This window comes from Paenibacillus sp. GM2 (assembly GCF_900069005.2).
Lineage (GTDB): Bacteria > Bacillota > Bacilli > Paenibacillales > Paenibacillaceae > Fontibacillus.
The window spans coordinates 37,099-60,300 of sequence record NZ_LN831278.1; the positions used below are offsets into that span (position 1 = coordinate 37,099).

22 protein-coding genes are annotated in these 23,202 nt (G+C 47.8%); 16 read left to right on the plus strand and 6 right to left on the minus strand.

Annotated elements, in window-relative coordinates; translation table 11 throughout:
• Positions 1-120: 120 nt before the first annotated feature.
• The 5 genes from BN1360_RS07035 to BN1360_RS07055 all read right to left on the minus strand — a co-directional run bounded on the left by BN1360_RS07035 (position 121) and on the right by BN1360_RS07055 (position 4,751).
• Positions 121-855 (minus strand): ABC transporter permease, encoded by a 735-nt coding sequence (locus BN1360_RS07035; RefSeq protein WP_068779173.1) that lies wholly within the window; start codon positions 853-855, stop codon positions 121-123.
• Between the two features lies 1 nt (position 856).
• Entirely contained in the window at positions 857-1,570 is a 714-nt protein-coding gene (locus BN1360_RS07040) for an ABC transporter permease (protein ID WP_068779174.1), read from the minus strand.
• A gap of 2 nt (positions 1,571-1,572) precedes the next feature.
• Positions 1,573-2,481, minus strand: coding sequence for an ABC transporter ATP-binding protein (locus BN1360_RS07045; protein ID WP_068779175.1), 909 nt, complete (start codon positions 2,479-2,481; stop codon positions 1,573-1,575).
• A gap of 192 nt (positions 2,482-2,673) precedes the next feature.
• Positions 2,674-4,071 carry a HAMP domain-containing sensor histidine kinase gene (locus tag BN1360_RS07050; RefSeq protein ID WP_068779176.1) on the minus strand — a complete coding sequence of 466 codons (1,398 nt, stop codon included), beginning with the start codon at positions 4,069-4,071 and terminating at the stop codon, positions 2,674-2,676.
• A complete protein-coding gene (locus BN1360_RS07055) occupies positions 4,068-4,751 on the minus strand; it encodes a response regulator transcription factor (RefSeq protein WP_068779177.1) in 684 nt (227 codons plus the stop codon). Before BN1360_RS07055 ends, BN1360_RS07050 begins: the two co-directional genes overlap by 4 nt.
• Before the next feature lie 222 nt (positions 4,752-4,973).
• Here BN1360_RS07055 and BN1360_RS07060 point away from each other — a divergent pair, with 222 nt between their 5' ends.
• The 12 genes from BN1360_RS07060 to BN1360_RS07115 all read left to right on the plus strand — a co-directional run bounded on the left by BN1360_RS07060 (position 4,974) and on the right by BN1360_RS07115 (position 16,958).
• Entirely contained in the window at positions 4,974-5,201 is a 228-nt protein-coding gene (locus BN1360_RS07060) for a DUF1858 domain-containing protein (RefSeq protein ID WP_068779178.1), read from the plus strand.
• 47 nt (positions 5,202-5,248) lie between these two features.
• Positions 5,249-6,508, plus strand: coding sequence for a DUF438 domain-containing protein (locus BN1360_RS07065; protein ID WP_068779179.1), 1,260 nt, complete (start codon positions 5,249-5,251; stop codon positions 6,506-6,508).
• Between the two features lie 257 nt (positions 6,509-6,765).
• Positions 6,766-7,716 carry an ROK family glucokinase gene (locus BN1360_RS07070; RefSeq protein WP_068779180.1) on the plus strand — a complete coding sequence of 317 codons (951 nt, stop codon included), beginning with the start codon at positions 6,766-6,768 and terminating at the stop codon, positions 7,714-7,716.
• A 215-nt stretch (positions 7,717-7,931) separates the two neighbouring features.
• Positions 7,932-8,825, plus strand: coding sequence for an RNase adapter RapZ (gene rapZ, locus BN1360_RS07075; protein WP_068779181.1), 894 nt, complete (start codon positions 7,932-7,934; stop codon positions 8,823-8,825).
• A 60-nt stretch (positions 8,826-8,885) separates the two neighbouring features.
• Entirely contained in the window at positions 8,886-9,830 is a 945-nt protein-coding gene (locus tag BN1360_RS07080) for a gluconeogenesis factor YvcK family protein (protein WP_068779236.1), read from the plus strand.
• 5 nt (positions 9,831-9,835) lie between these two features.
• Positions 9,836-10,765, plus strand: coding sequence for a DNA-binding protein WhiA (whiA, locus tag BN1360_RS07085; protein ID WP_068779182.1), 930 nt, complete (start codon positions 9,836-9,838; stop codon positions 10,763-10,765).
• Positions 10,766-10,854: 89 nt separating this feature from the next.
• Positions 10,855-11,124, plus strand: coding sequence for an HPr family phosphocarrier protein (locus BN1360_RS07090; RefSeq protein WP_068779183.1), 270 nt, complete (start codon positions 10,855-10,857; stop codon positions 11,122-11,124).
• A 147-nt stretch (positions 11,125-11,271) separates the two neighbouring features.
• Positions 11,272-12,021 carry an SIMPL domain-containing protein gene (locus BN1360_RS07095; protein WP_068779184.1) on the plus strand — a complete coding sequence of 250 codons (750 nt, stop codon included), beginning with the start codon at positions 11,272-11,274 and terminating at the stop codon, positions 12,019-12,021.
• A 413-nt stretch (positions 12,022-12,434) separates the two neighbouring features.
• Positions 12,435-13,403: an ABC transporter ATP-binding protein gene (locus BN1360_RS07100; RefSeq protein ID WP_068779185.1), complete on the plus strand. Its 969-nt coding sequence runs from the start codon at positions 12,435-12,437 to the stop codon at positions 13,401-13,403.
• Positions 13,400-14,248, plus strand: coding sequence for an ABC transporter permease (locus BN1360_RS07105; RefSeq protein ID WP_068779186.1), 849 nt, complete (start codon positions 13,400-13,402; stop codon positions 14,246-14,248). Before BN1360_RS07100 ends, BN1360_RS07105 begins: the two co-directional genes overlap by 4 nt.
• Entirely contained in the window at positions 14,248-15,054 is an 807-nt protein-coding gene (locus BN1360_RS07110) for an ABC transporter permease (protein WP_068779187.1), read from the plus strand. Before BN1360_RS07105 ends, BN1360_RS07110 begins: the two co-directional genes overlap by 1 nt.
• Before the next feature lie 866 nt (positions 15,055-15,920).
• A complete protein-coding gene (locus tag BN1360_RS07115; protein WP_179013277.1) occupies positions 15,921-16,958 on the plus strand; it encodes an ABC transporter substrate-binding protein in 1,038 nt (345 codons plus the stop codon).
• Between the two features lie 101 nt (positions 16,959-17,059).
• Here the strand turns inward: BN1360_RS07115 and BN1360_RS07120 are convergent, their stop codons facing one another.
• Complete coding sequence (locus BN1360_RS07120; protein WP_229520876.1) at positions 17,060-18,154, minus strand: DUF418 domain-containing protein; 1,095 nt, start codon at positions 18,152-18,154, stop codon at positions 17,060-17,062.
• A gap of 248 nt (positions 18,155-18,402) precedes the next feature.
• Between BN1360_RS07120 and BN1360_RS07125 the strand changes: the two genes are divergently transcribed.
• The 4 genes from BN1360_RS07125 to BN1360_RS07140 all read left to right on the plus strand — a co-directional run bounded on the left by BN1360_RS07125 (position 18,403) and on the right by BN1360_RS07140 (position 23,141).
• Positions 18,403-19,116, plus strand: a complete 714-nt coding sequence (locus BN1360_RS07125) for a response regulator transcription factor (RefSeq protein ID WP_068779190.1) — start codon at positions 18,403-18,405, stop codon at positions 19,114-19,116.
• Positions 19,113-20,903, plus strand: a complete 1,791-nt coding sequence (locus BN1360_RS07130) for a HAMP domain-containing sensor histidine kinase (protein ID WP_068779191.1) — start codon at positions 19,113-19,115, stop codon at positions 20,901-20,903. The genes BN1360_RS07125 and BN1360_RS07130 overlap by 4 nt, the downstream gene beginning before the upstream one ends.
• A 2-nt stretch (positions 20,904-20,905) precedes the next feature.
• Positions 20,906-21,604 (plus strand): YqeB family protein, encoded by a 699-nt coding sequence (locus BN1360_RS07135; RefSeq protein ID WP_229520878.1) that lies wholly within the window; start codon positions 20,906-20,908, stop codon positions 21,602-21,604.
• Positions 21,605-21,986: 382 nt separating this feature from the next.
• Complete coding sequence (locus BN1360_RS07140; RefSeq protein ID WP_068779192.1) at positions 21,987-23,141, plus strand: PdaC/SigV domain-containing protein; 1,155 nt, start codon at positions 21,987-21,989, stop codon at positions 23,139-23,141.
• Positions 23,142-23,202: the final 61 nt, after the last annotated feature.

The following is a 23,202-nucleotide window of genomic DNA, read 5'->3' on the forward strand; positions in this document are numbered from 1 at the left end:
ATAAGCCGTCATTGTGCTCATTAAATATTAAAGCAGGTACTACGTTATTTTGATCTCTTTATATAGGGAAACGGAGTTGTCCCAAGTCATCTCTGGCGACTTATCGGACAACCCCGACGATTAGATTTCTTTACGCTGAAAATGGACGAGGCCAATGATCATGAAGACGATCAAGCTGCCTAACACGGTGATCATCAGACTCTCTAACGGGAGGTTGAAGGCTCCGAATTCCTTTTGCCCCGTAGGCATCATGGCTAACAAAGGTTGTGCCCATGGATAAAATGGAGCATATGTCGGTGAATTCACGATGAGCATGTTCGGTATTGTTAATGAGACATTCACGGCAAGTGGAGCAGCGAAGCTGGCCCAGCCCAGGGAGACACCAAGCTGTAGGGTAGCCAGCGGCAAGCAGGCGATCCATCCGCCGATCAGGCTGATAGCCAAGGTTCCCCAGGGGATATCGCCCAATATGCCATGGAACGCTCCGGTAATCAGGAAAGCCCCGAGCATAAGCAACTGGCAGAATGCTAACAAGCCGGCAACGATAGTTAGCTTGGCGAAATATACGGATGCGCGTGATACCGGCATGGCCAAGAGCTGCTTCCAGCCTCCGCCATTGTGCTCATAGCGGCAAATAGAGGCTGAGAGTACCCCGGTTATGATCGGCAGGATCAGCATGCCATGGAGCATAACCATGGAGGCAATTAACATCGGCCATGCTACCGGACCTGGCGGCAGATTGGCGAAGATCCCGATCAGACCGGCGAGGATGGGACTGACGATCAAAATAAGCCACAGACGCGACTTCGACATTTTAAGCTGTTCGGAAGATAGTATTCGCGCATAAGTCTGCATCTTAATCCACGTCCTTTTTATTAAAATGAACAAGGCCAATCAGCATAATAATCATCCCTACCCCAATGCCAGTACCGATGAACCAGAGCTGATGCTCGGAACGAAGGGCCATTATGGGCCAGTTCAACGGGAACCATTCGGAGAATTGCATGAGGAAGGGCGACATCAATGAGATTAGGACGCCTAGCGATACCGGCAACGTCTGATTTTGGAACGTAAGTGAAAGCCATAGCTGCAGGGACAAGACCGGCATAGTCGCCAGGAATGGGAAGAAGCCCATGGTAAGCAGGTCTTTCCAAGGCAACTGTGCATCGAATCCCAGCGACATCCCGAGTATGATCGTTCCGATCGACAGAACAATACAGGATACAAATAGGAGAAGCACGCTAAGTGTAAACTTACCGGCAAATACCGCTGTACGCGAGATAGGCAGTGCGAGCAGTTGCTTCCAGGAATTGAGCTGATGCTCGACATTAGCGATAAGCGAGCTGACTAATGTACAGCCTAAATATAAGGAGATTGGAACGAACATGGCGGTTTCCCCGATAAGACCTCCCCAGAGGTCGTCGGCATATCTTTTACCCAGGTAGTCGAAGCGAAGCCCGAAGTTCAGCGCTTCAATAGCTACCACTCCGAGCGGCGCAAGAATGATGAGAAGCCAAATTCCTTTGCCGCGGATTTTCAGGAAGTCAGCCGATAGCGAACGAAGCATCATGGCTAATTCCCCTCCCCGATAACCTGCATGAAGATATCCTCGAGTGATTTTCTCTCCTGCTCTACCCTGTATATATCATGGCCATTCTCTACCAGACGTTTGACTAACGCAGCGATCCTGGCGTCCTGCATATCCGGGAAGACCAATGTATTCTCCTCAAGGCCGCCGATAGAACCGAGATCCCGGGCAAGCCAAAGCGCCGATTCCGGCTCGGAAACCACAAGCTTGATATGATGGGAAGCCTTCATTTGGAGATTAGAGATTGTATCCTGGAACACCATTTGGCCTTCCCGAATAATGCCAACCGTTCCGGCCATTTGCTCAATTTCGCTCAGTAAGTGACTGGAGACCAGAACGGTAATGCCATACTGCTCCGGCATTCTTTTAATTAACTCACGGATCTCATGAATCCCCGATGGATCCAAGCCGTTCGTCGGTTCGTCAAGGATAAGCATCTCCGGGTTGCCCAGCAGGGAAGCGGCGATGCCAAGGCGCTGTCTCATCCCGAGTGAATAGCCTTTAACGGGTCGGCGTGCTTCTGAAGTTAATGAGACAATCTCCAGCACTTCGTCGATCCGGGATTTGGGTACGTCCAGGATCCGGCGCAGTGCTTCCAGATTGTCGATAGCGCTTAGATGGCCATAATAGGAAGGATATTCAACTAAAGAGCCGATCCGCTTCAGAATCGCCAATTTATCTTTACGCAAATCGCGGCCGAAGATGGAGATGGAGCCCGATGTCGGCTTTATCAGACCGAGCAGCATTCGAATCGTCGTTGTCTTGCCAGCCCCGTTGGGTCCCAGGAAGCCATATATATCCCCTTTTTTGATTTCAAGGTTCAATTGATTGACTGCGGCTCGTGCGCGATATTTTTTCGTTAGTCCCTTGGTTTGAATGACCATATCATTCACAATTAATCACCTCGGCTATCATATTACCGGGGCAAGTTTAAATGAAAGAAGGCCGAAGTTTAAGAATGGTTTAATTATTTGGAAGCCGCCAGATCCTTATAAGCGCGTGTTTAAAAGGTCCGGCTGAACTAAGGTTCCGATGTTAAATGGCTTCATGATTACCTTGCTATTAAAGTGGATTTTTTAAACCGCCTAAGATGAGTGGCTGACCGGATAAATATAAATGCGCGTGCCTGAATCTGTGGAGTCTATATCCAGAACTAGTTTCATTTGCTTCATTAAGAGGTCAACGATGGCCAGTCCAAGTCCCGCTCCCTTGGAAGGGGCGTCCGCGTGAAAGCCGGGGCCGTGATCGGCGATGACCAGGGCCATCCGTCCATATCTCTGTACAGTAGCAATGCCTACATATTTACCGGAGCTTGCATAGCGGTACAAGTTCTGGAACAGATTGTCCAGAATCCGACGGAATGCCTGCTCGTCCACTTCCCACACCAGCGGTTCATCGGGAAGATCAATGTCGATCGTAAGCTCTGCTTTCTCCCAGATCGGATACCAAGCGGCGGCGCTTACCCGGACTATGCGGAGTATATCCTGAGTTTTCGCCGACATGGCATACCGTCCGCTAGTAAGCAGATTGTAGGATAGCAGATGGTCAATCAGATGATCGAGGTCGCTGATCTTCGTCTTCATGAGTTGTACGGACTCATGTGCCTCTTCGGGCAGCGGTTGTTTATCCAGGGCATAGATATGCCCGGACAGTACGGTTAACGGTGTCCGTAAATCATGCGATAAATTATTGATCAAGTTCTTGCGCAGCTTCTCTTCCTCTTGTTCCCGCCGTTTACCTTCCTCCAGCTTGCCAACCATATGATTGAAAGCCTTCTCCAGGCTGCCGATTTCATCCGCGCGCCCTTCATCAATTCGTATTGGCAATCCATGCTTATTCGTACGCATCATGCCTGACTCCAGGTTAAGCAGCCGCTTGCGGATATTCCGGAAGAAGAGATAGGAGAGGAGCAGGAATATCGATAGCAAGATCAGCAAGAAGAGACCATAGAAACGGTTTTCGAATTCCCTGCCCTGCATCAAATAATGGCGAGGAATCTTCAAAACCATGAACCCTTCCCCTCCAGTCTTATCATCACCAATAAAAGCAACGACGCCAAAGTTTTTTTTATTGGATACCGTCTTCATGAATTGAATCGTATTCTCGGTAGACCATTTTGCGGGCAGATCGCTCTGTTCGGGTAACTGCAGACGCGTTCTCTCTGCACCATCCACCCAGAATAGAGAGGCCTGGGGATATTTCTCCTTAATCTCACGCAGCTTGGCATCTATCTCTTCCGGAGCTTTATGACCGCCAAGCTGCTTGGCTTCGTTATGCCACATCTTTTCCAGATCATCTGAATTGTATCCTAGAGGCTGTTCCACCTGGTGCTCAGGGAAGAAATAGTAATTCACAGTGAAGGACAGAACGAGACCGGCAGGAACCGCCACCGGAATGAATAGAAAAGCAATCGCGATGATCAGAACGTATCTGGATAGCAGCGAATTGCGAAATTTCGGCTTGTTCCAGTGATGCTGTCTCATGACCGCACCCGGTAACCGATGCCGCGAATCGTCTCAATAATCTCAGGGGCTGCTGGGTCGCGTTCGATTTTCTCCCGCAGATGGCGGATGTGCACCATTAATGTCTTGTCTCCGTCCAGATAGGGCTCTCCCCAGACGCCTTCGTATATTTGTTCCTTGGTTAAAATTTGTCCGAGATGCTGCAGTAGGAATTGAAAGATGTGAAACTGTTTACCGGTCAAAATAATCTCTTTTCCGGTATCCTGATTCACGATGATATTCTCCTTCTCGTGAATGAGTAAGTGGCGCAGCTGTAATGGCGCAGCCGATGGAGCCCCGCTGCGGCGCAGCAATACTTCAATCCGGGCTGCCAATTCTTCAGGATGAAACGGCTTCGTCAAATAATCATCAGCGAACTGCAGACCATGAAGCTTGTCATCGATCGAGGCCCGAGCCGATAGCATCAGGATCGGGAGATGCGGGAACTGCTTCTTCAGACGTTGTCCGACGGTGAATCCATCAAGCCCCGGCAGCATGACATCGAGAATAACCAGATTGCTTGTCTCTGCTAGCTCCATGGCACGCTCTCCGCTAGTTAACCAGGTAACTTCATAGCCCCGGCTGCTTAATTCACCGCTAATAAAGGTTCCAATCTCCTGATCATCTTCTATATATAGTAAGTTTGCATTTGATACTGACATGTAAAATCCCTCCCGCCTCTATTGTGGCAAAACAAAGCCTAAAAATAAACATACATCATTATAAAACAATTTGTGATCCCAGTCACAAGGAGGCCAGGTAAGGTATGTTAAGTTTTAGCTGAGAACAGTTCTCAATGATTTTTGATAATAGGTTTGCGTTTAAGAAGACTTATTTTCCAGCACCAAAGCTTCTATTTACATTGACTAAGGTGGGATAGAGACATGGGCAAAGTTATCGATTTAAGCAAGACGGTCTACGAGCTGTGCTCATCCGATCCGGAAGTAATCGAGGTTATGGCGGAGCTTGGCTTTGAACAAATTACCCAGCCTGGCATGCTGCAGAGTGCCGGTCGCTTCATGACCATTCCCAAGGGAGCCAGATTGAAAAAGCTGGATATGGATGTAATTAAGAAGGCCTTTTTAGACAGAGGCTATAGCATAGAGGAATAGCGCTAAACCAATAGGCCTAGATCAGTATAAATCGGAGGGGAAGAATCGTGAGCGAACTCATTAATAATCGCGAGCAAGGAATATCGGAGCAGACGAAGAGGCAGGAGATGCTGAAAGAGATCATCAAGCAGCTGCATCAGGGCAAGAGTGTCGAGGAAGTGAAGGCCCGCTTTGAAGAGGCGGTAGGCGACGTAACGGTTGCGGAGATCTCGGCTATGGAGCATGCTCTTATGGAGGAAGAAGGTATTCCGGTATCGGAGGTACAGCGGCTGTGTTCGGTTCATACGGCAATATTCAAAGGATCGATCGAGGAGATTCACCGTTCCAGCAGACCTGAGGATCAGCCAGGCCATCCTGTGCATACCTTCAAATTAGAGAATCGGGAGATTGAACGGCTCGTTAACTTCAAGCTGGAGCTGCATCTGGATCAGTTCCGCAAGGAGGATGCTCCCGGGACGATTATCAAGCTGCTCGAGGATTTGGGGCTGCTGCTTGATCTTGACAAGCATTATAGCCGCAAGGAGAATTTGCTCTTCCCTTATCTGGAGAAATACGGGATTTTCGGCCCGACGAAGGTGATGTGGGGAGTGGATGATGTCATTCGCGCCATGATCAAAGAAGTGAAAGGCAAGCTAAGCGATTATAAAGGCAATCAGCAGGAATTGATTACCGATTTGGAGCTCGTTATTAGGGAAGTTAATGAGATGATCTTTAAAGAAGAGAATATATTGCTTCCTATGGCTTTGGAGAAGCTGACCGAGGATGAATGGCTGAAGATCGCCCGGGAGAGCGATCAGATTGGATTCTGTCTGACGGCGCCGGAGCAGGAGTGGATTCCCGAGCGGGTTCCTCTGGAAATAGAGAATACAGCTGTAGAGCCAGAACAGAGCAACGAAATCCCCCAGGGTTATGTAAGGTTCCAGACAGGGATTCTCTCTGTACAACAGCTTGAAGCGGTGTTGAATCATCTTCCAGTAGATCTTACCTTTATTGACGAGAACGATGTGGTTCGTTATTTCTCGCATGGCAAGGAACGGATTTTTGCTCGCACGAAGGCGGTAATCGGTCGTACGGTCCAGAATTGCCATCCGCCGCAAAGTGTACATGTTGTCAATCAATTGTTGGAGGATTTCAAATCCGGGAAGAAGGATGCCGAGGATTTCTGGATTCCATTGAAGGATAAATTCGTTCTGATTCGTTACTTTGCCGTGCGCAGCGAGGCTGGGGAGTACATGGGAACCTTGGAGTTTACCCAGAATATCGCGCCGATCCAGGCTATTTCCGGACAGAAAAGAATCATGTCTTGAACCGATGGACTGGATCATATGAAGAGCCGCTTTAGAGAGTTCACAAGCGTGAATTCCAAGGCGGTTTTTTATATTTCCACAATATGTGAATCGGATCACGTCCGTAAAAAGCCTTGTCCTTATAGGCTCTTACGGTGGTCCCCTTCTTGACCGAAAAGAAGGGTTCGCTTATAGTTGGTACGTAGGTATATCTTCATAAAAGTCATAATTTTAATTAAATCTTAAGGAACATTATAGAGGAAAAGGTGGCTTGTATCATGTCTGAAAAAATCTACATTGGCGTGGACCTGGGCGGAACGGCGATTAAAGTCGGAATTTGTAATGAAGAAGGACAGCTTCTGCATACGTATGAGGGACCGACTGAAGTGGATAAGGGCCCGGAGACGATTGTAGATAATATCGAGCGTTATGTGCGTCTCGTTGTAGAGCAATCTCCATTCGATTGGGAACAGGTAGCAGGTGTTGGTGCTGGTGTAGCTGGCTTTACCAATGTACGCGAAGGGATCATTATTTTTGCGCCGAATGTAGGTTTGAAAGACTTCCATATTCGCCAAATATTAGAGGAGCGTCTGGACAAGCCTGTTAAAATAGACAACGATGCTAACGTAGCGGCTCTCGGTGAAGCCTGGGGCGGCGCTGGCAAAGGAATTGATAACTGTGTGTGCTATACGCTTGGTACGGGCGTTGGCGGCGGTATTATTATCGATGGTAAAATATATCAAGGTTTCTCCGGCTTGGCTGGGGAGCTTGGCCATATGTCCGTAGTTCCGGATCTGGAAGCGATTCAGTGTGGCTGCGGCAAAATGGGCTGTCTGGAGACGGTCTCTTCGGCGACCGGAATTATCCGTATGGCCAATGATGCAGTAGCTCGTGGCGACCGTACAGAACTGGCGCTGGTTGAGAACATCACGGCGAAGGATGTATTTGATGCAGCTAAGGTTGGTGATGAGGTTGCCATGCGAATCGTTAATCGCGCAGCCTTCTATCTTGGCAAATCTCTTGCAGCTGTAGCTGTAGTGCTTAATCCGGAAGTATTTATTATCGGTGGCGGGGTATCGAAAGCCGGTGATATTTTGTTTAATGAAGTTCGCAGTGTATTTGCACAGCTTACACCGGAGCCTGTACAGGCCGGACTAAGGATTGAACCTGCTACACTTGGCAATGATGCGGGTATGGTCGGTGCAGCCGGTCTATTTCTCCGTTCATAAGAAATAGGGGCAACATGCATCTATCAGCTGCATAAAATATTACAAGAAGCAGAGATTCATATAGAGGTTGCTCAAGAGGTCCGCTTTTGATAAGAAAGCGATCGAAGTTACCCCAAGAACGAGCGACCGTAATTCAACGGCAGGTTTTCTTGTGCTCTTGTGCTATAAAAGTTAAATATAGATAAGGGAATGGAGAATTGCGAGGAGGGAATTTTATGTCGGATAAAGAAGGAGCTTCCGTTGCCAATCTTGTAATCATCACTGGCATGTCGGGGGCAGGAAAGTCACTTGCTGTCCGTAGTCTGGAGGATTTAGGTTTCTTCTGTGTGGACAATTTACCTCCAGTGTTAATTCCCAAGTTTGCTGAGTTGATTGAACAATCCAAAGGCAAGATCGCCAAGGTCGCACTTGTGATTGATTTGCGTGGCCGGGAGTTTTTCACGGCATTGTCGGAGTCGCTTGCCTATATCAAGGAGCATTTCACCATGAACAGTGAGATTCTGTTCCTGGATGCCACGGACTCGGTGCTTGTACAGAGGTACAAGGAGAGTCGGCGGCGTCATCCGCTTGCTCCGGAAGGCATGCCGCTTGACGGGATCCGGCTTGAACGCAAAATGCTTGATGAATTGAAGGTATCAGCGACCCAAATCATCGATACCAGTAATATGAAGCCTTCGCAATTGAAGGAGAAGATAATCTCCAGATTCTCACATTCGGAGGACGGCAGTCTATCGGTGAACGTGACCTCATTCGGGTTTAAATACGGGATACCGATCGATGCCGATCTTGTGTTTGATGTTCGCTTCTTGCCTAACCCTCATTACATTGAGCAACTTCGTCCACACACGGGACAAGACGATGATGTATATGATTATGTTATGAAGTGGCCGGAGACGCAAGCTTTCTTAACGAAACTGCTAGACATGCTGCATTTCTTGCTGCCTCAGTATCGTAAAGAGGGAAAGAGTCAGGTGATTATCGGGATTGGCTGTACCGGAGGCAAGCATCGTTCTGTAGCAATAGCCGAATATCTGGGCCGTATGCTTGGAGCGAGTGAGACAGAGACGGTTCGTGTCAGCCATCGCGATGCAGGCAGGGACCGACAGTAAGAGGTGAGTCAATTAGTGGCCAATCGAAAGAATGAAGGAAGAATTCCACGAATTGTGGTGATGGGCGGGGGAACTGGCCTATCTGTCATGCTCCGCGGATTAAAGCACAAACCTATAGATATAACAGCGATTGTAACTGTCGCCGACGATGGGGGCAGCTCCGGTATTTTACGGAACGAGCTGCATATGCCTCCTCCAGGGGATATTCGCAACGTATTAACGGCGCTGGCCGATGTAGAGCCGCTGCTGTCTGAAATGTTGAATTATCGCTTCTCATCAGGCTCCGGACTTGCAGGACACAGTTTGGGAAATCTTATTCTTGCTGCTATTACGGACATCTCCGGTGATTTCGTAACGGCCGTACGCGAGCTTAGCCGCGTATTTGCCGTCCGTGGACGGGTGCTGCCGGCGGCGGACCAAGCGGTCATTTTACATGCGGAGATGGAAGATGGTACGATCGTTACTGGGGAATCGAAGATTCCCGAAGCTGGAGGCAAGATCAAACGAATCTTCCTGGAGCCGGAAATCGTTGAGCCTCTGCCGGAGGCTGTAGAGGCGATTCGGGATGCCGATGCGATATTGATTGGCCCGGGCAGCTTGTACACGAGTATTATTCCGAATCTGCTCGTACCGAAGCTGGCTGAGGCGGTGCTGGAGAACAAGAATGCGATCAAGATCTTTGTCTGTAACGTGATGACCCAGCCAGGCGAGACGGATGACTATACGGTCAGCGACCATTTGAAGGCCGTATATGAGCATGTCGGACATCATTTGTTCGATTATGTCATCGTGAATGACGGCGAGATTCCTACACAGGTGCAGGACTATTACGCCGAGAAGGGCGCCAAGCCGGTTCAGATCGACTGGGATGTCGTCACGAGCCGCGGCTATAAGGTGATTGCTGATACGCTAGTCATGTTCCGCAGATATTTAAGGCATGATGCGGACAAACTAAGCCATCATATATATCAGCTTGTACAGGACTGGATTACACGGAAGGGGTGAGTTCCTTGTCGTTTGCGGCGCAAACCAAAAAAGAATTAACCTTGGTCGAGGCAGAACCCTGCTGCGAGAGGGCTGAGTTATCCGCCCTGATTCGCATGAACGGTTCGGTTCAGGTTTCGAATAAAAAGGTTGTTTTGGATATCTCTACGGAAAACGCCGCGATTGCTAGGCGAATATATTCCTTGTTGAAGAAGCACTTCCAGATCCATACGGAGCTGCTGGTCCGCAAGAAGATGCGGTTGAAGAAGAACAATGTATACATTGTACGTATTCCAGTTCGAGTCGAAGAGATTTTGAGGGAATTGCACATCGTATCTGAGGGTTTTATTTTCACAGAGGGGATTAATCCGCAGCTTACTCGGAAAAACTGTTGTAAGAGAGCTTACTTGCGAGGCGCTTTCATGGCAGGCGGGTCGGTGAATAACCCGGAGGGCTCCTCCTATCACTTGGAGATTGCTTCGATGTATGAAGAGCATTGCCGGGCGCTGGTCGATCTGGCTAATGAATTTCATCTGAATGCGCGCTGTATTGAACGCAAGAAAGGCTTCATCTTCTACATCAAGGAAGGTGAGAAGATTATTGAGCTGCTGAATATTATCGGCGCGCACCAAGCGTTGTTCAAGTTCGAGGATGTGCGAATTATGCGAGATATGCGTAATTCGGTCAATCGAATCGTCAATTGCGAGACGGCGAATCTGAACAAGACGATTGGGGCAGCGGTAAGACAAATCGATAATATCAAGCTGTTGGAGCGGGAGATCGGTCTGGAGAATCTGCCGGACAAGCTGCGTGAGGTAGCCGAGGTAAGGCTGGCCCACCCGGATATGAATCTGAAGGAAGTCGGTGAATTGCTCAAAGGAACGGTTAGTAAATCCGGCGTAAATCACCGTCTGCGCAAAATTGATGAGATGGCGGAAAAAATTCGCAACGCCTGAATTTGTTCTGCTAGTGTGCTACTGGTCTGTATGCTATAATAATATAATAAAAACTGTTGATTGATAATGTAATAGGGGGGTATAGGTTTATGATCAAGAACCCAGTTGTTGTAAAATTGAAGACTGGTCTGCACGCCCGTCCAGCGGCGTTGTTCGTTCAGGAAGCGAATAAATATTCTTCTGAAATCTTCGTTGAGAAAGACGATAAAAAAGTGAATGCTAAAAGTATCATGGGCATTATGAGTCTCGCGATCAGTACCGGTACGGAAATCTACATCAGTGCTGAAGGTGCGGACGCCGAACAGGCTGCAAACGCTTTAATCAACCTGGTTAGCAAGGAAGAATTGGAGAACCAATAATCGCCTTTTCGCTACGACAAGAACTAGAAGGACCTCTGTTCATAACTATTGAATGGAGGTCTTTTTAATTAAATTTATAATCCTGCAACATTTCTCAGCCATCTTCGTTTAGTAGTTAGAATTCACCAAGTAATGGAGGGTATAATGATGAGAAAATGGTTGAAGCCCGTAGGAGTAGTTATGATTACAGGAGCGCTGCTGCTTGGAGGACCGGTGTTCGGCGGAGTATTCCAGGCCACTCCAGCTTATGCGGACGAGGTGCAGAAGAACGTGATTAATGTAGTCGGCAATGGAGAAATGACGGTGAAGCCGGATGTTGCTTACCTCTCAATCGGTGTGGAGACGCAGGCCAAGACAGCCAAAGAAGCGCAAAGCGCCAATGCTGCCAAGGTTGCTCAAGTGAATAAGCTGCTCAAAGAAACTTGGAAGATCGATAGCAAGGATCTGAAAACAGGGCAGTTCTATGTACAGCCGAATTATACGTATAACGAGAAGGACGGTCAGAAATTGACGGGTTATACGGCCACGCATACCTTGAGCGTGACTTATCGTGATCTGGAGAAGGTCGGAGCATTGCTCGACGCAGCTACAGAGGCAGGAGCTAACCGTATCGACAATATCCACTTCAGTGTAGAAAATTCGGACCAGTATTTGGCCGAGGCAATCCAGAAGGCGATGAACAATGCCAATATGAAGGCAAACGCCATTGCTAAGGCAGCAAACCGTCAGCTGGGTGCGGCGTTGAATATCACTCAATCGGGTGGCAACGTATCGATGTACGCACAGAATTATGTCATGAAGGATATGGCGATGCCGGCTTCGGACGCAGGGACATCTGTCGAGCCAGGTGAGATTACGGTTTCTACTTCTTTAAGTATTACTTATGAGATGAAATAAGAAGCTATCGCGAGTTTAAAAAGGGGTATGCGGCGATGAAAACGCGGCATGCTCCTTTTTATGTTTTGGCTATTTCGCTATTTTTCCGCTTATTTTTTGAACGGACAGGGGATATTATTAGCAAACGAGAGGGGTAAATCCATTTTGCGCATAATGTGGGCAAATATTTTGTCGATTCGGGCAATGATTCAGGGAAATCCTGTCCGATAGCTTAGAAAAGTGTTGTAACTCAGTCTAAAAAAAGGTATAGTGTATATTGCAAAAATGAATCAATAGACCTGTAAAAGCCATACCAATGGATATGGCTTTTTTTTCTTAATGAGGCAGTTCAGAACACTAAATCTCGATATCTGATTGTCCATTTAAAGAGGACTTTGAGACATTCCATTACTTCTAAAGGAGTTGATGCATACATGATTGAACTGGCTGGGGTTGAGAAGCACTTTGCAGGACAAGTTGTAGTGCATCCGCTATCGCTTACGATTAAGGAAGGGGAATTCCTGACCTTGTTGGGTCCGAGCGGCTGTGGCAAGACGACGATTCTTCGCATGATCGCAGGATTTGAGCAACCTTCGAAAGGCAAAATATTACTCGATGGTGCAGATCTGACGAAGCTGCCTCCAAATCAACGGGATTTGAACCTTGTCTTTCAACATTATGCTCTATTTCCGCATATGACGGTGGAAGATAATATTGATTTTGGACTAAAAATGAAAAAGCTGCCTGCTAAAGAGCGGCGTGAACGAATAGAAGAAGCGGTGGCGATGACGCAATTAACCCCGCTTACGAAACGCTATCCCCATCAATTATCGGGCGGACAACAGCAGCGTGTTGCCATTGCCCGCGCGATTGCAAATAAACCCAAGGTACTGCTTCTGGACGAACCGCTAGGTGCACTTGACTTGCAACTGCGTAAGAATCTTCAGTCTGAATTGAAGCATTTGCAGCGCAGCCTTGGGATTACGTTTGTATATGTAACGCATGATCAGGATGAAGCGATGATGATGTCAGATCGGATCGTCATTATGAATAACGGGCAAGTGGAGCAAATTGGCACACCTCGCGAGGTGTATGCTACGCCAACGACACTTTTCTCGGCTACCTTCATCGGGGAGAACAACATATTTTCCGAGGATGGACGCCTGTTCGCCGTGCGGCCGGAAAAGCTTCACGGTACTCCTGATCTTAATGGTGCGAAGCGTACCGGTGAGATTATTGATGTACAGTATTTGGGAAGTGTCCATAAAGTCATCGTCCAGCTTGATGAGGAACCAATGACCGTGTCGATTGTACTCGATTCTGAAGACAACCATATGTGGGAAGTCGGGGGGAGAATTGGAGTTCATTGGAACATTCGGGATGAGGTGAATATCGGATCATGAGGAAGTCAAACCTAAGCCTCCTGCCGGTATTTTTATGGTTATCCCTGTTCCTGATCTTACCGATGCTGATGGTGGTAGGCATTTCCTTCATGGACCGCGATGAGCTCGGGAATGTAGTCTATCATTTCAATCTGGACTCTTATGCGACGTTCTTCGATCCATTATATCTGGGTATCTATTGGGATACGATCGTATTGTCGGTCGTGACAACGGCGATATGTCTTCTGCTGAGCTATCCGCTTGCCTATTATATCGCGAACGCGGGCCCGAGAATGCAAACCTGGGGACTCGTACTCATTACGATTCCATTCTGGATTAATTTCCTGATTCGTACGTATGCTTGGGTCCTGCTGCTGAGAACTCAGGGCGTTGTGAATTCATTGCTGCTTGATCTGGGCTTCATTCATGAGCCGTTGCAGATGCTGTATACTAAAGGGGCCGTGCTGCTCGGGATGGTGTATACCTTTATCCCGTTTATGGTGCTGCCAATTTATGTGGCGCTCGAGCAAATGGATAAGAAGCTGCTGGAGGCGGCCAGCGATCTGGGGGCTACCTCTTGGAAATCGTTCTGGCATATTACTCTGCCGCAGACTAAATCGGGAGTTATGACAGGTGCGGTGCTCGTGTATGTATCAACAACTGGGATGTTCGTCGTTACCGACATTCTCGGCGGGGCCAAATCGGCGATGATCAGCAACATCATTCAGAGTCAATTCTTAGGGGCTCGGAACTGGCCGTTCGGGTCAGCCTTGTCCGTGATATTCGTCATTACTTCGCTGATTATGATCGCTCTCTTTAATCGGGCGATGACATCTAGACATTTGAAAGTGAAGGAGGAGAGCTAATGAAAAGCAAGAATCATCCGCTTCTCGGCATCCACTCCTTACTGATGATGATCTTTATTTACATCCCGATCATTATCATCATTGTTTACTCATTTAACAGCTCTCGTCTGGCTTCGAACTGGAGCGGCTTTACGTTTGATTGGTATATCTCTTTGTTCGACAATAGCTATGTGATGGAAGCTTTGACGAACACTTTGATTGTGGCAGTGGTATCTACCTTGGTATCTACTCTGCTAGGAACGATGTCCGCGTTGTCGATGCGCAAGGTGAGCAAGAAAATAAAGGCAGGAATGGGCGGTTTAATATACTTGCCAATCATTATTCCGGATATTATCATGGGTTTGTCGCTATTAATGCTGTTCACCCAATTCCATATTCCGCTCGGAAGATTGACGATCATTATTGCCCATATTACATTCAGTATTTCTTATGTGCATGTCGTTGTCTCTACACGTCTGGCCGGAATGAAGGATGGTCTGGAGGAAGCAGCGCAGGATCTGGGCGCTGGAGCATGGCAGACGTTCCGCTTTGTAACGATGCCGCAGATTTTGCCGGGCATCATCTCCGGGGCAATTATTGCCTTTACGATGTCGCTCGATGACTTCATGGTCAGCTTCTTCGTTAGCGGCCCGAATTCGACAACTTTGCCGATTTATATCTATGGACAAGTCAAACGGGGTATTTCCCCGGAAATTAACGCATTATGTACGATATTGATTATCGTCAGCGTGACATTGATATTCCTGGCTCAGTTTATTTTGAATAAGGGTAAGGGCCAAAAGAAGCAATCCGTACTTCCTTTCTAGAGAGGAATTTCAAAAAGTCGCTTTTGATCACGAAGCAACACTGAAGGTTTATTCGACATCGAATCTTGAATTCAGCCGGGCCTTCCGGTGCTCATGTACAAACTACGTACACTGCGCTCCTCACGCCCTAGGCTTCATTCAACCTTCTCGGTGCTGAAAACCGACTTTTTGAACCTTTATTTGAGGGGGAATTTCAAAAAGTTGCTTTTGATCACGAAGCAACACTGAAGGTTTATTCGACATCGAATCTTGAATTCAACCGGGCCTTCCGGTGCTCATGTACCAACTACGTACACTGCGCTCCTCACGCCCTAGGCTTCATTCAACCTTCTCGGTGCTGAAAACCGACTTTTTGAACCTTTATTTGAGGAGGAATTTCAAAAAGTCGCTTTTGATCACGAAGCAACACTGAAGGTTTATTCGACATCGAATCTTGAATTCAGCCGGGCCTTCCGGTGCTCATGTACAAACTACGTACACTGCGCTCCTCACGCCCTAGGCTTCATTCAACCTTCTCGGTGCTGAAAACCGACTTTTTGAACCTTTATTTGAGGGGGAATTTCAAAAAGTCGCTTTTGATCACGAAGCAACACTGAAGGTTTATTCGACATCGAATCTTGAATTCAGCCGGGTTTTCCGTGCTTATGTACCAACTACGTAGCTACGCTCCCTTATGCCTTAAGTTTCATTCAACTTAAGCGTTTGAAAAACGCACGTCAGAAGTATCGGCTTCGGTGCTGAAAACCAATTTTTGAACCTATATTTTGAAGAGGAAGTTCCCAAAGCTACTTTTGATTACGAAGTAAGAAAATGGTTTAAATATAATAAAGTTTCATGAAAGAGAGGAGATAAAGGAATTGAAAAGAATGAAGTGGGCTGGCTTGTTGCTGGCAGTAATGATGGTAGTTGGTTTGTTGTCCGGTTGCGGATCGTCGAAGGAGACGCTGAATATCTACAGTTGGGCTGACAATTTCGATATGGACGTCATTAAGGATTTCGAGAAGCAATACGATGTCAAGGTGAAGTATGATGTGTTTGCGAACAATGAGGACCTTCTGGCCAAGATTAAGGCAGGGGGTACGGGGTATGATCTGATTCAGCCTTCCGATTACATGGTTGAGACGATGATCAAGCAGGATTTGCTCGCTCCACTCGATATGAACAACATTCCGAACTTTGAGAATCTGGCTGAAGCCTATAAGAATCCTACTTTTGATCCTGGAAACAAATATTCCATCGTCTATATGTCAGGCGTAACAGGTATTGCTTACAATACCAAATACGTTAAGGATGAAATCAATAGCTGGGAGGATCTATGGGATCCTAAATATAAAGGCAAGGTGATTCTGCTCGACGATAACCGTGAGATCATCGGAATGGCATTGAAGAAAGCCGGACATTCCAATAGCTCGAAGGACGAGTCGGAAGTTACCGCAGCCGTTAACGATCTGAAGACACTACTGCCAAGCGTGCTCGCTTTTGATACAGATAATATTAAGCAAAAAATGATTCAAGAAGAGGGCTGGATTGGTACTGTATGGTCCGGGGATGCTTCCTTTATCGCTAAGGATAATCCGGATGTCGCTTTCGTTATTCCGAAGGAAGGCAGCACGATCTTCGCGGATAATTACGCGATTCCTAAGGATGCCAAGCATAAGGAACTGGCTGAGAAGTTCATTAACTACATGCTTGAGCCTGAAGTAAGCGCGAAGAACTATGAATCCATCGGATACAGCGATCCGAATAAGAATGCCACCCCGTTCCATAGTGCGGAATACAATGCTGACAAGATGATTAACTTGTCTGAGGATGAATTGTCACGTACAGAATGGCTCGGTGATGTAGGCGATAAATTGAGTCTGTACGACCGTTTCTGGACTGAGCTGAAGAGCGGTCGGGAATAAATCACCAACAGGATATAAGAAGAGGCCTTCCCTAAGCAGTTATGTCTGCTGAGGGAGGGCCTTTTTGAGTTTAGTCCAGGATATATAACATAAAAAGAAGCTCACATCTCTATAGCTGGAGTGGTCTTCTTCCGCTTGTTCCGCTTGGCCTTGCCGTCGAAAGAGAAATAGGTCCACATTCGCAAAATCCGTTCCATCGGGCCAGATTTGAAGCGTGAGTTATACCAGATACTGATAGACATCTGTAAAGCATAGATCAAGAACGCCAGAACGCAGCCCAGAATGATGCCGATTTTACCAAACCAGCCTAATCCGTAGCCATAAAAAATTGTTGTACAGATTACCGTTTGCATTAAATAGTTGGTGAGCGACAGCTTGCCTACAGCCTCAAAATATTCAAATAGCCGTGACGAGGAAAATTTGGAATAGGTTAAGGCAAAAGCCATCATATAGCCGATGGACAGCAGGCTCCCTCCAACCAGCAGCCCGGTTCCCGCGCCGATCTGCGCCGGATACAGGAGGTTGTATGATTTGAACAGAAGTCCAAGCGGCAGGAAAATCAGCATATATTTACGGTAGATAGCGCTTTTCTGTGCGGGGTCGGCAAACCAACGCCTTTTCGCGGCATACATGCCAAGCAAAAATAAAGGCATATGCAGCATCGGTGCAATCATGGTTAGAACCAGCATTTCTGTTGGCGATTTGCCCATAGGATCAGCGGTTGCACGATCATGCTTGATCTCCGTATAGCTTCCTTCAGCATAAAGCGTAACAGTGCTTTTGACATATGCCTCTATATGCTGCTTCGTTTCCTTTGCGCTTTTGTCTTCTTTATTTTCCGGAAATAACCCTAATAACCCCACCAATGTGAGCAGAACACAGGACCAAATGATCAGTGTCTTGGGTTGACGGTTCATGAAGATGAGAAGCAAAATCCCGATCATGCCATAATAGAGCAAAATATCCCCTTCCCACAGAAAGGTGCTGTGAAGGAACCCGATCCCCCCTAGTAAAGCGAATCTGCGCAGCAAAGGCAAGCCGGCTTTTCTTTTCTTTGCGTTTAGGCTCTCTTTCATTTTGATCATGCCAAATCCAAACACAAACGTAAAAATCGGCATAAAACTTCCTTCTACGAACAGTTGCACAAATTGATGAGCCGTTGATTCGACGGTCGTTACATGAAATAACTGAAGCATATCCTTCCCATGCATCCCGTACTGAAAAATCAGCATATTGGCAAGTAGAATGCCAAGTAGGCTGAATCCGCGTAAACAATCGATCATACGTATCCTTTTGCTAGTCAATATGAATCACCTCGGAATCAGTCTAACAGTGCGCATTAAAGCAGAAGTAAAGTTCAGCTTAATATTTGTTAAACAGTCCGGAATATGTTTAGCTCGAATTAAGATCCATCTGGTACAATGCTGTCTGAGGTGGTTATCAGATGTACAATGCCAAGATTCTGTTGGTTGATGATGAAAAGGCGATTGTTCAATTAATCGAAATGGTGCTGCGCAAGGAGGGCTTCCGCCATATTTATACGGCGTATAACGGTAAAGAGGCTTTGGAGATCGTTAAGCGCCACCTGATGGATATTATTTTGCTGGATGTCATGTTGCCCGATCAGACGGGCTTCGATTTATGTCCGCAAATTCGTAATGCTTCGGATGCTCATATTATTTATTTGACAGCCCGAACTTCGGATCTCGATGTATTAACAGGCTTTGCGACGGGCGGGGATGATTACGTAACCAAGCCGTTTAATCCGCTGGAGATTGCTGCCCGTGTGAAGGCCAGATTGCGCAGAGGGATTGCAACGCCTGCACCGTCCAGATTGGAGGAGAGCCGCAGCCGCTACGAATTTGGCCGATTTGTTCTCGATGAGTTTTCGGGCATGCTGCTTGTAGAAGGCCAGGAGGTTCCTTGCCCTGCTCAGGCCTATCAGCTACTGTTGTTCCTGTGCAAGCATCCCGGCATCGTCTTCTCGAAGGCGCAGCTCTATGAAGAGGTATGGGGCATGGATGGGCTTGGGGATGACAACACCGTAATGGTGCATATTCGCAAGATCCGCGAGCGGATTGAAAAGGACCCGGGCAATCCCGAATGCCTGCTGACGGTTCGCGGCCTTGGTTACAAGCTGGTTAAGGTGAACCTATGAGGAGGATCAAAACTCGTCTTGCCCTGCATTTTACCTATCAGCTGTTGCTGCAGTGGGTGTTGATTATACTGACCATGACGATTCTGTTGCTCATCTTGTTCAATTATATAGCCAACAACGATTTGAAGCGGACCTTTTCTACAGGGGCCGTGGATGCGATCAAGTCGGAGACCTTTATCCATCAGGATGAAGTGAACATGAATCGTCGCTGGAAAAATTTATTGAACCAGCAGGGATATTGGCTCCAGGTTGTCAATGAGGAGGGGCGTGTAATTTATTCCCTGAACGCACCTGCCGATTTGAAGACGAAATACGGGGCTGCGGAGCTGCTGAATATTCAGGAGACGCGGAGGCTTGACTCCTACCGGGTGATGGCCTCGCTGGAACCGGAAACGGATGGTTCGAAATCCGTCCTTTATTTAATGGGAAGACAGGATTTGGGTACAAAGCGGCTGGATGAATGGTATCAGAAGTATAACCGGAACGGGCTAGTTCGGGAGGATGCCATGGCGGAGCTGGAGCAGCAGCTGAATGGCAATGACGATTATTTGCAGGTCGTGGATAAAGACGGGACCATACTGCAATCTATCGGGCACTCGGACAATAGCCAAATCAACAAATATTATCCGCTTGATTTGGTGTCGATTCGCTCGGAGCCAGGCAACTATCCGACGGAATTATCGGCTCAATATGATGGCGGTACGGGTTATACCTGGCTACTGCATCAAGGCAAACCAGGGCGCGCTGTAGAAAGACAGTCGATCTTCTATGACCTTATCCGGGCGCTTGTTATTTTGGGAGCCGGTGTCATGGTGGTGACGTTGGGGGTATCGATTTGGCATGGATATCGCTACGGGCAGCCACTAACCCTATTCGCCAGCTGGTTCGAACGGATGAGTGAGGGGAGATACAGTGAAGCGTTGACGGAGAAGGAACGTAAAAAGGTATTCCGGCGTAATGGCAAGATCCGCATGCGCTACAGACTTTATAAAGAGGTTATCGCTGGATTTTACGAAATGGCCACCAAGCTGGATGCCTCACAGCGGGATCGCAGGCTGCTGGAACAGACTCGGGAGGAGTGGATGGTCGGTATATCCCATGATCTGAGGACGCCGCTATCATCGATCCAAGGATATGGCCATCTGTTGGAGAGCGGACAATTCACTTGGAATGAAGCCGAACTGAAAGAAATGGGCAAGGTCATCCGGGAAAAAGGCGACTTTATGCTGGAGCTGCTCCAGGATTTCTCGTTAACCTTCCAGATTAAGAATAATGCAGAGCAAATGGTGCTGGAGCCGATTGAGATGAACGAGTTCGTTCGTCGTTCTGTCCTACGGTATGTCAATGACGCTACGATTGAAACAGCAACCTTCTCTTATGAGGAATATGATGATGAACTGAGGATCATGGCCAATCCGAAGTGGTTCCGGCGTATGCTGGACAATATTATTACCAATGCGGTGAAGCACAATCCTGAGGGAACGGAGATTACAGTAAGCACCGGTACGGAAGGGGATTACGCCTGGATTTGTGTATCGGACAATGGTCAGGGGATGGATGAAGAGACGCGGAACAATTTGTTCGAGCGGTATTATCGTGGCACAAGCACGGATGAGACGACCGACGGGGCAGGTCTGGGCATGAGTATTGCCCAAGCGATCGTGATCGCCCATAAAGGGCAGATTCGGGTGGAGTCGGAGCCGCAACAGGGTGCCAAGGTGATCATGAAGTTCCCGCGAAAAAATACAAAAGAGACAGCAGATGTTTGCTCAGGAAGGGGAGAATAGCGTTGCAATATGAATCGCAATCGCAATGGATGGAGCTAGGGGTCTCCAGGAAGGACAAAATAATAATTTGGGCGGTGTTCCCGATTCTTGGGGCAGTGGCCGGCTGGTTTATACCGGTGTTGGCCAAATGGATCGTGGCATTACCATGGTTTCCCTTTCAGGGAGTGTTCAAGTTGGTCTCTTCTATGCACGGGGCTTGGGGCTCAACCGTGATGACGGCGCTTGGCCTGGTTGGCGGGGGAATTCTCTCCATAATCGCGGTGAAGGAAAGCTTGCAAATTCGTCTCTCTGATCGGGAGGTCCGGTTGAAGATCCACGATGAGGAACGGGTCTTTGCAAGACAGGAGGTGGCCGCAATCTTTCTGGATCAGAAGCAGTTGGTCCTGTTGGATATGAACGGGCGTGAGCTTTTCCGGGACGAGGCGGATGGGAAGTCTAAAGCTATAGCGGAAGCGTTTATCCGCGCCGGATATGACTGGCGGGAGCAAGACCCATTTGCTGAAGAATATGCGCGATGGGTAGCCGATGCTCCCGGGCTGTCCCCGGGTGCAAATGCATTATTCCTAGCAAGGGAGAAGGCTATTGACAGAGAAGATAAAGAGGATGCGGAGGATCTGCGCAAAGAGCTTTCCAAGCTGGGTGTTACGGTTCGTGACGAAAAAAAACGGCAGTATTGGCGCATGCATGGACGGAGGCCCTAGTTTGATCGTGTTAACGAAACTGGCAATCGTTATTTGGGCATAAAGTGGCCTCCAAAAAATCTAACGAAACAGGATATCGCTATTTGATCAAAAAAGAGCTATTCGGGTCTAAATTAGCATGAATAACGCTCTACCGTTTCGTTAGATTCACATCATGCGGATTTTCCCTTACATAGCGTTCCTCAGTTTCGTTAGATTAGGCCGAAGTTGATCGAGCCTGTTATGGATTCCGTTCCTTCATAGGTACTAGCCCTCAAGTGGTATGTTTATCTCCTGTATCTATTTATTGTCCCTTATAAAGCAGTAATCTTCCGTCATTTGCATGAATTCTGGACAGCAGGGGAAAAATTGGGATAACTATGAAAGGAGGACGAGAAGTCCAATGACAACTAGGATCTCAAAGGTAATGGCTTCTGCTCTGGCTATTGTGTTGATAGCAGTAATTACTATAAGCGGTCTAGGGGGTTCTGTACCTGCATCGGCTGCTATATTGGACAACAACCACATAACAGGTGAAACAGGCGGGGCAGAATCCCTGCCTCAGGGGGCTGCTGTACGGAACTCTGACCAGGAGCCTGCCTCTGTGCAGATTACCCTAAAGGGCAAGCCGCTGAAGCTGCAGGGCATACAAGGGCAACAGGATGTGCTTGTTCCGCTCGAGCTTATCGAGAGAGGGTTAAAAGTAAAGGTTAAATACGATAAAGGCAGCAACCGCTATTTTCTGAGACGAGATCATGTTGTTGTTCAGCTCACCCCGAAAGAGGACGGAGCTTGGGCGGTTGTAAACGGGAGTACGCAAGTGCTTCCCTATGAATGGAAAGAGCTGAATGGTCAGCCTTATGTATCGGCCAAGGTACTGACAGATCATCTGGGATTTACCTCGACTTATGATGCGTCCAAGCAGACGCTGGACCTCGTTCCGCATAAGCTGAACAAGATCAGAGTAGGGACCCGCGTGGTCGATAAGTCGATCCCCGAGGCCATGATTAAGGTCGAGTACCCTCAGGTCAGCGGACTTAAGAATAAAACTGCGGAGCGGAAAATCAACAGCGTACTGCAGAGCAAGACGGATGAATTTATCAAGCAATCGCTACAAGAGACAAAGGCAGGTCCCTCTCCAAATGGTGAGCCCTATCAGTTTTTGGGCAACTACACGGTGACATTCAATCGTGAAGGGCTGTTAAGTATTCTCTTGCAGTATTATTCATATACGGGTGGGGCACATGGCAACCCTGTTCGTGAAGGCTTGACCTTCCGGCTCAGTGACGGAAAGCTGCTGACGCTCGACGAAGTGCTGAAGGACAATCCGGATTACCGCAACATTGTCGATCCGGCGATTGCCAAGCAATTGGAGGCGACCGAGGGGTATTTTGGCGGCTTCAAGACAATTGGCAAGAATCCAAGCTATTATCTGAAAAATGATGGAGTCGTAATCTTCCTGCCGTTGTACGAGTATTTGCCTTATGTGAACGGCTTCCCTGAGTTCTATTTCTCATTCTCAGAGCTTGGGGTGAAACCGTCGAAAATCGCTAAGTAGGAGCCCGAGCCCGAGCCCATCATCACATAAAAGACAGCAAAACAGCAGGTCTGGAAGTCCA

Bases quoted from the DNA above. Each gene is read 5' to 3' on its own strand.
- BN1360_RS07080 (WP_068779236.1), top strand. From the start codon at position 8,886: ATGGGCGGGGGAACTGGCCTATCTGTCATGCTCCGCGGATTAAAGCAC.
- BN1360_RS07100 (WP_068779185.1), top strand. From the start codon at position 12,435: ATGATTGAACTGGCTGGGGTTGAGAAGCACTTTGCAGGACAAGTTGTA.
- BN1360_RS07090 (WP_068779183.1), top strand. From the start codon at position 10,855: ATGATCAAGAACCCAGTTGTTGTAAAATTGAAGACTGGTCTGCACGCC.
- BN1360_RS07105 (WP_068779186.1), top strand. From the start codon at position 13,400: ATGAGGAAGTCAAACCTAAGCCTCCTGCCGGTATTTTTATGGTTATCC.
- BN1360_RS07125 (WP_068779190.1), top strand. From the start codon at position 18,403: ATGTACAATGCCAAGATTCTGTTGGTTGATGATGAAAAGGCGATTGTT.
- rapZ (WP_068779181.1), top strand. From the start codon at position 7,932: ATGTCGGATAAAGAAGGAGCTTCCGTTGCCAATCTTGTAATCATCACT.
- BN1360_RS07035 (WP_068779173.1), bottom strand. From the start codon at position 855: ATGCAGACTTATGCGCGAATACTATCTTCCGAACAGCTTAAAATGTCG.
- BN1360_RS07060 (WP_068779178.1), top strand. From the start codon at position 4,974: ATGGGCAAAGTTATCGATTTAAGCAAGACGGTCTACGAGCTGTGCTCA.
- BN1360_RS07055 (WP_068779177.1), bottom strand. From the start codon at position 4,751: ATGTCAGTATCAAATGCAAACTTACTATATATAGAAGATGATCAGGAG.
- BN1360_RS07095 (WP_068779184.1), top strand. From the start codon at position 11,272: ATGAGAAAATGGTTGAAGCCCGTAGGAGTAGTTATGATTACAGGAGCG.
- BN1360_RS07130 (WP_068779191.1), top strand. From the start codon at position 19,113: ATGAGGAGGATCAAAACTCGTCTTGCCCTGCATTTTACCTATCAGCTG.
- BN1360_RS07120 (WP_229520876.1), bottom strand. From the start codon at position 18,154: ATGCTTCAGTTATTTCATGTAACGACCGTCGAATCAACGGCTCATCAA.
- BN1360_RS07070 (WP_068779180.1), top strand. From the start codon at position 6,766: ATGTCTGAAAAAATCTACATTGGCGTGGACCTGGGCGGAACGGCGATT.
- BN1360_RS07050 (WP_068779176.1), bottom strand. From the start codon at position 4,071: ATGAGACAGCATCACTGGAACAAGCCGAAATTTCGCAATTCGCTGCTA.
- BN1360_RS07110 (WP_068779187.1), top strand. From the start codon at position 14,248: ATGAAAAGCAAGAATCATCCGCTTCTCGGCATCCACTCCTTACTGATG.
- BN1360_RS07040 (WP_068779174.1), bottom strand. From the start codon at position 1,570: ATGATGCTTCGTTCGCTATCGGCTGACTTCCTGAAAATCCGCGGCAAA.
- BN1360_RS07115 (WP_179013277.1), top strand. From the start codon at position 15,921: ATGAAGTGGGCTGGCTTGTTGCTGGCAGTAATGATGGTAGTTGGTTTG.
- BN1360_RS07140 (WP_068779192.1), top strand. From the start codon at position 21,987: ATGACAACTAGGATCTCAAAGGTAATGGCTTCTGCTCTGGCTATTGTG.